Below are 244 nucleotides of genomic sequence, written 5' to 3'. Positions count from 1 at the left end.
CACCGCACCGATCATCCGGGAATAACCGCTGACCATGACCAGCACAGGAGGACGCCCTGTCTGGCCGAACCCCAGCGGCACGTCCACCGGCGGGAACCACAGATCGCATTGAGCCAGCTCACCGGGCCGGTACTCGGTACGAGACGCCGGGTCGAGCGGGCGATACAGCGGCCGCAGCCGCTGCACCCGCTCGAAGAACACCGTCTTGCCCCGACACCATCCGACCCGTTCCATGATCACCGAC

At 66.8% G+C, this 244-nt stretch carries 1 pseudogene; it reads right to left on the bottom strand.

Going from position 1 to position 244, the window contains the following annotated elements:
- Positions 1 to 244 (bottom strand): annotated as a pseudogene (locus QSK21_RS36015) (IS21 family transposase); the annotation flags it as partial.

The sequence above is a fragment of the Actinomadura sp. NBRC 104412 genome (assembly GCF_030269515.1).
GTDB lineage: Bacteria > Actinomycetota > Actinomycetes > Streptosporangiales > Streptosporangiaceae > Spirillospora.
Note: the sequence above shows the minus strand (reverse complement) of the source record. Positions and strands in the feature narration are given on the sequence as shown.